Annotated in this window: 7 protein-coding genes and 1 CRISPR repeat array; of the genes, 2 read left to right on the forward strand and 5 right to left on the reverse strand. The window is 62.8% G+C overall.

Features of this window, described 5'->3' with window-relative positions:
* Window positions 1-139: 139 nt before the first annotated feature.
* Window positions 140-484, reverse strand: coding sequence for a hypothetical protein (locus BMX74_RS14355; protein WP_256256946.1), 345 nt, complete (start codon window positions 482-484; stop codon window positions 140-142).
* A 189-nt stretch (window positions 485-673) separates the two neighbouring features.
* Between BMX74_RS14355 and BMX74_RS14360 the strand changes: the two genes are divergently transcribed.
* Window positions 674-1,888: an NsdA family TPR-like regulatory protein gene (locus tag BMX74_RS14360; RefSeq protein WP_091100711.1), complete on the forward strand. Its 1,215-nt coding sequence runs from the start codon at window positions 674-676 to the stop codon at window positions 1,886-1,888.
* Here the strand turns inward: BMX74_RS14360 and BMX74_RS14365 are convergent.
* The 4 genes from BMX74_RS14365 to BMX74_RS43015 form a co-directional block, all read right to left on the reverse strand.
* Window positions 1,866-2,429, reverse strand: coding sequence for an NUDIX hydrolase (locus tag BMX74_RS14365; protein WP_091100714.1), 564 nt, complete (start codon window positions 2,427-2,429; stop codon window positions 1,866-1,868). The genes BMX74_RS14360 and BMX74_RS14365 overlap by 23 nt on opposite strands.
* Window positions 2,430-2,571: 142 nt before the next feature.
* Window positions 2,572-4,317: an ABC-three component system protein gene (locus tag BMX74_RS14370; protein ID WP_091100716.1), complete on the reverse strand. Its 1,746-nt coding sequence runs from the start codon at window positions 4,315-4,317 to the stop codon at window positions 2,572-2,574.
* The gene (locus BMX74_RS14375) at window positions 4,295-4,561 is read right to left on the reverse strand and encodes an ABC-three component system middle component 6 (protein WP_091100719.1); all 267 of its coding nucleotides are present in this window, start codon (window positions 4,559-4,561) and stop codon (window positions 4,295-4,297) included. The genes BMX74_RS14370 and BMX74_RS14375 overlap by 23 nt, the downstream gene beginning before the upstream one ends.
* Window positions 4,558-5,457 carry an ABC-three component system protein gene (locus tag BMX74_RS43015; RefSeq protein WP_143078657.1) on the reverse strand — a complete coding sequence of 300 codons (900 nt, stop codon included), beginning with the start codon at window positions 5,455-5,457 and terminating at the stop codon, window positions 4,558-4,560. The genes BMX74_RS14375 and BMX74_RS43015 overlap by 4 nt, the downstream gene beginning before the upstream one ends.
* Before the next feature lie 1,183 nt (window positions 5,458-6,640).
* Here BMX74_RS43015 and BMX74_RS14380 point away from each other — a divergent pair.
* The gene (locus BMX74_RS14380; protein WP_143078658.1) at window positions 6,641-7,501 is read left to right on the forward strand and encodes a hypothetical protein; all 861 of its coding nucleotides are present in this window, start codon (window positions 6,641-6,643) and stop codon (window positions 7,499-7,501) included.
* Window positions 7,502-7,889: 388 nt separating this feature from the next.
* Window positions 7,890-9,566: a CRISPR direct-repeat array (repeat unit 29 nt; unit sequence GGGACCATCCCCGCGTGCGCGGGGAGCAC).

Consider the following 9,566-nt stretch of genomic DNA (forward strand, 5'->3'; position numbering starts at 1 on the left):
ACGACCAAACCGACCCAGACCGAAACCAAAGCCAGTCCATAGCCGTCATGGACGTCGGAGTCGATTCCCTCTCGCTCCAAGGCGTCTCGGAGCAGTTCTGCGGATCGGCATGGGTCCACGGGGACCATAACCGGGGAGATCACACACTCACCCGCTCGAATCGCACGGACCCGGCCGGGTCCAGGTATGCCCGGAAGACCTCGCGCTGCGCCCAGGCGCTCTCACCGGCGCCGAAGTCGTAGAACTTGTGCCGGATGCTGCCCTCGACGGAGAGCCCTCGCGGCATGGCGCGCATCGCCGTCCGCAGCGCGTCCATGGCGGTGGGCTGGAACGCGCTCCACCCGCTAGGACCGGGGGTTTCGCCGTCCTCCGTCCGAATGCGGATCGCCCACTCGAAACCCTCTCGCGGCGTCTCGGCGGGACCGAGGCAGTAGAGGCAGTCCTCCTGAGCGGACGCGGCCAGGCCCAGGCCGGAGGCAGCCACGTGGCCGCGTCGAGTGACGATCTTCCAGCCTCGTCCCTCGCACTCTGTACATCTGACTGGCGTTGTCATGCCAGACAGCATGAATGCCAATACTTTTCAGACCTATCTCACGCTGATATAGCACGAGCGCATATAGGCTCGGCCGCAGATCAGGACATCATCCCGGCATACGGAGCCGGAGGTTCGGGAATGCAGAATGGCGCGTTCGACCCAATTGAGCTACCAGCGGCAGTCTGGGATCAGAATGAAACCCAGGAAATGCTCAAGAACCGCGACATTGCCGGACTGTTCCGTCTTGCCCGCAAATACGGTGCAAGCCAGGTCCGAATAGGCACCGCCACCGGTCTCGGCCAGCCTCGCGTCAACAAGATCCTCAACAGCGGCGCGACCGTCAAAGAACTCGCCGTCATCGAACGCGTCGCCGCCGGCCTGCGCCTGCCCGACCACGCCCGCATGCTCCTCGGCCTGGCGCCGCTCAACGGAACACCCGCCGGCGACGATGACGACGAGAACGAGCAGCAGGCCCGCGAACTCGCCGAGCTGCTGGACACCGCAGCCGTCATCGACCCCACCATGGTGATGATCCTGCGCACGGACACCAACAACCTTCGCCTCCTGGACCGCAGGCTCGGGGGAGTGGCCATCGCTGACAAGATGCGCGCCCAGATGTCCCAGATCCAGCGCGCCCACCGCCATGCCGTACGCCCCGGCATGCGTGCCGAGCTGGCTCACCTCCTGGCGGAAACCGCCTCGCTGGCCGGCTGGCAGGCCATCAACGCCCTGGCCCTCAAAGACGCCTGGCACCACTACGAGCAGGCCAAGGCCGCCGCGTACGAAGCAGACGACCCCGCAGTCCTGGCCTACGTCTCCGGCGAACAGGCTTACGTCCTCATGGAACTCGGCCGCCCCGCCGAGGCGACGGAGCTGTTGCAGCACGTCCACGCCCAGCACCACGCCCGCGTGCCCGCCCGGTTGCGAACCTGGCTCTCAGCCGCCGAGGCGGAGGCCGCCGCCGTTCTGGGCGACGAGGCAACCTGCCGCCGCGCCCTCGACCAAGCCGTGTCTATCCTCCCGGACGGAGACTCCGACCCGGACATGCCTTACCTCGCGATCAACCCGCACCACCTGGCCCGCTGGCGAGGCAACTGCCTGGTCCGCTTCGGCGACCCCGCCACCGTCGAAGACCTCCGCTCAGCACTGGCCGGGATGGACGGCACCTACAACCGAGCCGAGTCCGGGGTGCGCTGCGACCTGGCGAACGCCTTGCTGGCGGCCGGAGACCCCGAAGCTGCCCAGCCGCACATCCAGCGCGCCCAACACCTCGCCACCATGACAGGCAGCCGCCGGCAACGTCGCCGCATCGACGAACTGGCCAAAGCCGTCAACCGCGCGCTCGGCCGTTGAGCCACACCTGAGCCTGAAGCAGCCCGATCAACGTCCCCGACGTCCAGATGTCCCCGCGGGCAATCATCCCTTGGACCTCGGTCATCGGGACCCACTCGATCCGATCGGCCTCGACCTCACCCTCAGGCTTGCCCACCAGCTCGGCCCCGCTCCCGACGAACAGGATGTGCTCGGCGTCAACCATGCCAGCCATCGGCTGATACGAAACCAGTTGCTCAAGGCCGTGCGGCCGATACCCGGTCTCCTCCTCGACCTCCCGAAGAGCGGTCACCATGGGATCCTCGCCGGCCTCGACCAGCCCGCCGGGAAGCTCCCACCCCCACCGATCGAACACGAACCGATGCCGCCACATCAGCAGAACCCGATCCTGATCATCCAGCACGACAGCGATGGCAGCCCGATCAAGATGCACCACATGATGTTCGAACCGCTCCCCGCCCGGAATCTCCACATCGGCGAGCCCCAACCGAATCCAACGGTTGTCATAGACCAACCGCTCCCCATGCACGACCCACCGCGTCAGCTCAGCGTCATCAGCCACACCGTGAAGCTACCGCCTTACATCTCCGCGGTACATGGCTTCCAGCAGGGTGAGTGGTCTGGAAACCGTCTGCGGCGACACGTCTCCCTGACCGGTCTGCGGCAACCTAAGTCGGAGTTAACCGAAGAAGTTCCCGCTACGATTATTTATCAAAACGAAAGCCGAAGAGGCCGCCTTCATCATAAGCATCGGTAAGTAGCGGTTCAATGACGTACTGAGTTGCGTCGAAGCCGAGCCTTTCGGCCTTCGCAAGGTCATCTTCATTGATCGTCACGATATATTGCATACTTTCAGCTCGCATCGCCTCCGCTGCGATTTCCAATGCCCGGGTAAGTTGGCGGTCATCGACTCCATCGAACAGGTGACTATCGTGTACCAGGAAATCTGGACCGCGTCCAGCGCGATGCGCTATCACGGCTAGCGTGAGATCGAAGCAAAAAATAGCCATCCGGTTTATGCCCTGGCTTACATCGCTGTCGATTTTCGGCACAATCTTCAGGCTACTTCGCCCTGGTTCGACTTTGAGATAGGACGGCCTAGTGGTGCCGTATAGTCGTCGCGCAAAATCATTGAACAGGACGGTTGCCTGGTCTATTCGTACGCGCCTCTCTTGTAGATCAGTATCAATGGCACGCGTAAGTTCCAGCCGTTCTGCTTCGATCTCCCTGCTGCTCGACTCGACAGTCTGAGCTGCTTCGAGCCTATGCCGCAGTGCTCCGAGCGTGGCCTCTTCTTGTCCAAGCGCCTTCTGAAGGGTGCTCAAAGCTGCAAGGGCGCCGCCTTCGCCAAGCTGCTTTAGGATGATGCTTTGCTCCTCGCCGAGACTGGATCGCTCAGCGTGTCGAGCATCCAATCGAGCTCGGATCTCCTTGATCTCCTGTTCGAGATAGGTCCGCCGATTTGCGACTATAGCGGCATGGAAATCGCGGACCTCGTCGAACCGACGCCTAATCTGTTCTGGAAGCGCAATGCCAAGGTCGGCGTAGACCTGCTCCAGGTAGCGAACCTCCGGGTCGACTGTTTCGGCTACGGCTCTCTCCAGGTGATCGAGGTTTCTACGATCAAGAATATCCTGCGTCCCCAATGCCTGAATTCGAGCTGCAAGTTCGTCCGCGCGCGACTTGAGTTCCTCGTACTGGGGGACGACTCTGAATTCTGCGATCTGGTGATTCAGTCCAGCGATCCTTGACTCACTGATGGCGATCTGGCCGCGCAAGTCAGCGCTTTTCCCGACCACTTGTCCCCATACAGGGTCATCGACGGCCTTCTTGAGTTGGTCGCGTGCAGCCTTCCGCGCAGCGAGCCCTTGATAGCGTGCAGCCAAGTCTGAATCGAGCCCTAGCAGATAGGCGAGGTTGGGGGTGGCCTGCGATTCTGGCTGACGGGAGAAGCTCCGTGCCGCCTCATTGAAACCGTGATCGCCAACCTTTCGCATCAAGAAGGAAAGTAGAGCGCGACCTGTTACTCCTCGATGTTCACCAGAGAGCCCAAAAAGCTTGGACTCGATAAGCTTCTGCCAATCGGCGATGGGAACAGTGCATCTATTTTCCTCGAACAGTCCCGTCGACGGCACGAGACACGGCTCCAAGGCAACAGTGGTGGCCGTTTTTCCCTTGCGGCTCACACTAATAGGATCTGTCTCTCCAGGCCAATCCAAGGCCAGAATAAAAGTAATGTCTCGTAGTTCACGTCGCGCGGTAAGATGATTTCGATCTGCGCGGGAACCCAGCATGAAATGCAGGAGCTCAATTAGACTGGACTTTCCAGCACCATTACGACTGTCTGTAGATGATGAGTGGTGTGTACTGCGCGCAACCAGCAGATTAAGCCCTGCTTGGAAGGTAACGGTCTTGAATCGCGAGTCGTCAGCGGAGAGTCGGCGCAGCATTGCCGCTCCTTACTTTGAGCAGATCGTCCTGCAGTTCAATCAGCCCGAGTGCATAAAGAATGTCCAATGCAAGGACAAACCAACCAAAGGAAAGTGGGGCAAGATGATCGTTCTCGAGTCGCCATTCTCGTAGACGCGCCCATGTCTGACTGACAGTGAGTGGTCGGTTGAGCTGGAGAATAATCTGGGCTCCTACAGCAAGGAGTGCACGATCAGGACCTATGCCCTTCGTGGGCGTGATCATCCTGGTTCTCCTCCTGAGGTGACAGGCCGCCAGTCCAATGGCGGTATCTCGAAAATGTCACACTGCTCAAAGAAGAATGTAACCACCACATCGGCCGCGTCGGCTCTTTCCCAGCGCGGATGCTCCTGCCCTAGAACATAACGCTGCATCTGCCACAAGATCTCGTCTGGTTGATCGCCATACTCTTTACGCATCTGACGGTAGTAGGCGGCGAAGCCTGCAGCTACTTCATCCTGTTCGGTATGACTGATGATTCCTTGGTAATACTGCCCCACTTGATAAATATATGGACGAGCTCTTTGTAGCACCTGCTGAGCGCGGATGCTAAGACCGTTGTAGTCGGCCTTGAATGGCGTCGGTAAGGGGATTTCCTCGGCCGGGGCATGCTGAGGTCGCGTCTCGGCTAAATGTAGGAGGAGTGGCTCGATGTCGGCCATTCCGACGCCATAACGAACTTCATGAATCGGTATCGATTCTTGCAGTAGCGCTTCCATCTTGCCGAGATTTAGCTCTAGGGCTTCGTACCACAGTTTGCGGGGGCCCATTTGTTCGAGAGTGATAGAGGTAAGCGCTTGCTGCTGTTGGGCGATTAGTCCCGAAACGACGGGATGTATGCCCCGTTGATCGTTATGGACGAACACAAACGCATCGAACTGCTCTGGGCGTTGTGTCATAGCGCTGGCAAGGTCACCAAGGAACTTGTCTCGGACTTCACTAACCCGCAAGGTATCTGGAGCGTAGCAGGCATACAGCGTACGACATCTTGCGCACAGTCCGTCGCCGCCGAGGTCACCTATGTTGCCGTGTGTCCGAATTGGCATGTAGCTTGGGTGGCTCAGCTCCATGAGCCGATGGAACAGCTTCTCGAACTCATTGCCGGTGCTGTCTTCCACCATCGAACGGAACTTAGCCTGTGCATACTGCCTCTGATGCGGAAGCACCGGCCCTCCCATGGCTTATTGTGACGGCACGGACATCTTCACCGTAGCTATTCGGAGCCTCTCTGTCATGAGTGATCATAATCATGATTCTGATGCGTTATCTAGACAGTTGGGTCGGTGTGCTGGCGGCTGCAGTGTCTGACCTGCTTAGAAGGCCTGAGCAGTGCGGTTCCATTGTGGTAAAGGCCATACTGTAGCGCCGACTTCGGACGCTCGGGTGCCGCAGTCCTTCCAATGCCTTCGATTGGTTCGCCATGAGCGAGAGGGGCGAGGACCGGCCTAAACGTGCGCTAACGCCGGTCGTACAGGAGCATGGACGTATGTGGATGAAGTCTGCCCAGAGCTTCGCTGGTCGTTGGGCTGGTCTCTGCCGAATTGTTCTCTTAGGCATCAAGCGGCGGCGCGGCGCGCCGCCGTACCCCCGGCCCTCCGCCCGCCCGCCGTCCGGGCGTGCGGCATGGGGGCCGGTCCCGGACGGCGGCGGGACACCGGGCCGGCCGCCGCGCGCCATCCCCGCCGTACCGACCGAACGCACCGACCGGGGTTGCCGCGCCGCCTTACAGATGCCGCCCTACGATCGCCCCTGCGTGGCTGGCCGCCGTACGTGCTTGGGGGCGATCGACGATCCAGGGTTCGTTCCTCACCCTGGCTCACTGGAAACGTGGCTGTTCGCCGTTACTACGGCTGAGTGGCCATACGCATGGCCGCGAGTACGACTTGGTGCGGTGCGCATCCAGACAGCAGATTCAAACCCATGCCGCAGCCCAGTGAAGACGAGCGATGCTCAGTTGCATGCCTTCTGCAGTTGATCTGTGCGGGAGAATGCCCCATGCGGTTTGGGTTGGACGCTCTGGAAACTTACGACTGGTCTCGCTTAGTTCACGCCTATGGCCAGGCCACCGATACTCTCGACCATCTTCGGCGGCTTGTGCGGGACGACGACGCAGCGTGGGAGGACGCGATCGTCCACCTTCACACAGCGGTCACCCACCAGGGCTCTGTCTATCCCGCTACGGCCCCGGTCGCGGGGGTAGTCGCCGGGTTGCTTCAGGAGCCGGGGTTCGATCGTCCCATCTCATACGGTTGGCGGGAGCCACAGCGGCCTGTTCGCGCACACCTGCTTGACTTTCTCGCAGCTGTGGCCGAGGGCACCGAACCGGAGCGAAGTGATAGTGAGCTCTGGTCGATCTACCACAATCGTCGGCAACGAGACCCGGATGAACCATGGGACATCGAAACGCCCGCCTGGGCATACGACGCCGTCATGGAGTGCAGGAACATCGCTCCCGCTCTGGTGGACCCAGTCCTGCGATGCTTGTCCGATGGTGATCCACGTACGCGTGTTGCGGCGACTTCCGCAGCGGCGGCGCTGTGCCTGGTGCCCACGGTTTCGAGCCGACGCGCCGAGATCGTCAATCTTGTCGAAGATCGCGCTCGCGACGCCGCTACTTTTCACGAGCGCGCCGAGGCGCTTGAGACACTCGACCATTTCGACAGTGTAAACAGGTCATTCCTGTTCGATCGGCATCCCGGCATTCGGCTCGTCGCGGCGTTCACCTCCAGCCTCGCACACGATCCTGACAACTCTTCGGCTGTGTGGCATACGGTTACAGACCCCGAGCGGGCCGCAGCGTGGTACTCGGATTCGCTTACGCTGCCCACAACCATGGGTTGGCCGAACCACCTACTCCACCAGGCTGTCCTCCGGGTGACGAACTTCGCCGATCTCTTGCCCACCGCCGTCGTAGTGGCAGCCACCTCGCTCCACCCCACAACGATCAAGGATCTGGAACTTCTCTTGGAGAGGGCCTTTCCGGAGGCGTTCTCGCCAGGCGACTCGCTCAATAATGAGCAGCGAACTTTCCTCCGAGCTCTTCTCGATAACAGTAGCCTCTGGGAGTCGGTGCCTTCGGGAGTGGCGCAGGAACTAGGTATTTCCCTCGCTCTCGTAGGGTTGCCTGCTGATCATGCGTCTTTGTCGGCCATCGTCAGTTCCTGAGGCTATGAACTGCGCGAGATATCCGCACGTTCCTGGGGCGCTGGTGGCTGTCTCTACCTCGCGGGATATACCCGGGATGATCTTTCCTGGCACGGGGGATGCGAGAGCCGTACACCGAGGTCAGAGGCCTGAAGCGGTCAGGAACGTCAGCCCGCTGTAAAACCGTCGGCTCAGCCTACGCAAGTTCGAACCTTGCACCTGCCACACCAGCAGAAAGAGGCCCTTCACCAGCGGAAACGCGGTGAAGGGCCTCTCTCGTTGTGTCCGGCCGTCCATGGTCATCACCGAGGACCCACGGCCCTCCGCGGCAAATACGCGGCCAAGTTTCCCGCTGGCCCGCTGTCTTCTCGGCGGGTGCCCTTGGCCAGGAGATCCATTGCGATGACGGGGGACCATCCCCGCGTGCGCGGGGAGCACCCACCCAGGACCTTGACCACCCAAATCGTGTTGGGATCATGCCCGCGTGCGCGGGGAACACTTCGTGCTCCCCGCCGGCGGCAGGGCGGGCCAGGGACCATCCCCGCGTGCGCGGGAAGCACTCTACGGCTGACCGTGCTGAATACGTGCTGAAGGGACCATCCCCGCGTGCGCGGGGAGCACCAGTACCACCAAGAGCTGTCCGCGCCGTACTCGGGACCATCCCCGCGTGCGCGGGGAGCACACCGTCCGCCTGACCGAGATGCTGCCGCACCCGGGACCATCCCCGCGTGCGCGGGGAGCACGCCCGCCGGTCCGGTGAGGATGCGGGCCGCGAGGGACCATCCCCGCGTGCGCGGGGAGCACCGTCCGGATCGGCCCTGGCGTGGTCGGACGCGGTGGACCATCCCCGCGTGCGCGGGGAGCACCCTCCCTTCCTCCCCGTAGAAAGAAGGAAGAAGGGACCATCCCCGCGTGCGCGGGGAGCACGACGGCACGCGCCGCATCAAAGAGATCGACCTGGGACCATCCCCGCGTGCGCGGGGAGCACGCCTCGACCCCGATCGGGAGTGTGACTGCGCTGGGACCATCCCCGCGTGCGCGGGGAGCACCCCGCACTCGACCCGTTCAGCCTGTCCTGGGCGGGACCATCCCCGCGTGCGCGGGGAGCACACGGTCGCCGTGTGCGGAGGCATGTACTCCGGGGGACCATCCCCGCATGCGCGGGGAGCACCCGCTCTGCGGGCCTCTCAGCGGCACCGATCAGGGACCATCCCCGCGTGCGCGGGGAGCACAGCCCCACCCCGGCGCCCCGAGAGTCGGCCAGGGGACCATCCCCGCGTGCGCGGGAAGCACAAACTAGGAGACGCCTGGGTGGAGACCGCCTTGGGACCATCCCCGCGTGCGCGGGGAGCACTCCAGGAACTTGAGGTCGTCGGTGCCGGCGTAGGGACCATCCCCGCGTGCGCGGGGAGCACCTGAGGGGATGGGCTGGGCAGGGGAGAGGAGCGGGACCATCCCCGCGTGCGCGGGGAGCACACCTCTCCGTCTTGGTCCGTCCAACGGATGGTGGGACCATCCCCGCGTGCGCGGGGAGCACCAGACCAGGGAGAAGTTCGGCAAGCTGCAGCGGGGACCATCCCCGCGTGCGCGGGGAGCACACCCTCGGCGTGCAGACCCCGGCGCCGCACCTGGGACCATCCCCGCGTGCGCGGGGAGCACAGCAGCTTCAACGTCTCATGGAAGTTGGCCAGGGGACCATCCCCGCGTGCGCGGGTAGCACTGTCAGGGTGCCGCCTGGGTGGAGACCGCCTTGGGACCATCCCCGCGTGCGCGGGGAGCACTCCAGGAACTTGAGGTCGTCGGTGCCGGCGTAGGGACCATCCCCGCGTGCGCGGGGAGCACCTGAGGGGATGGGCTGGGCAGGGGAGAGGAGCGGGACCATCCCCGCGTGCGCGGGGAGCACACCTCTCCGTCTTGGTCCGTCCAACGGATGGTGGGACCATCCCCGCGTGCGCGGGGAGCACCAGACCAGGGAGAAGTTCGGCAAGCTGCAGCGGGGACCATCCCCGCGTGCGCGGGGAGCACGATCTTGCTCATGGTGTTCTCCTGTGGGTTCGGGGACCATCCCCGCGTGCGCGGGGAGCAC

The organism is Nonomuraea pusilla, from assembly GCF_900109355.1.
In the GTDB taxonomy this organism is placed as follows: Bacteria; Actinomycetota; Actinomycetes; order Streptosporangiales; family Streptosporangiaceae; genus Nonomuraea; species Nonomuraea pusilla.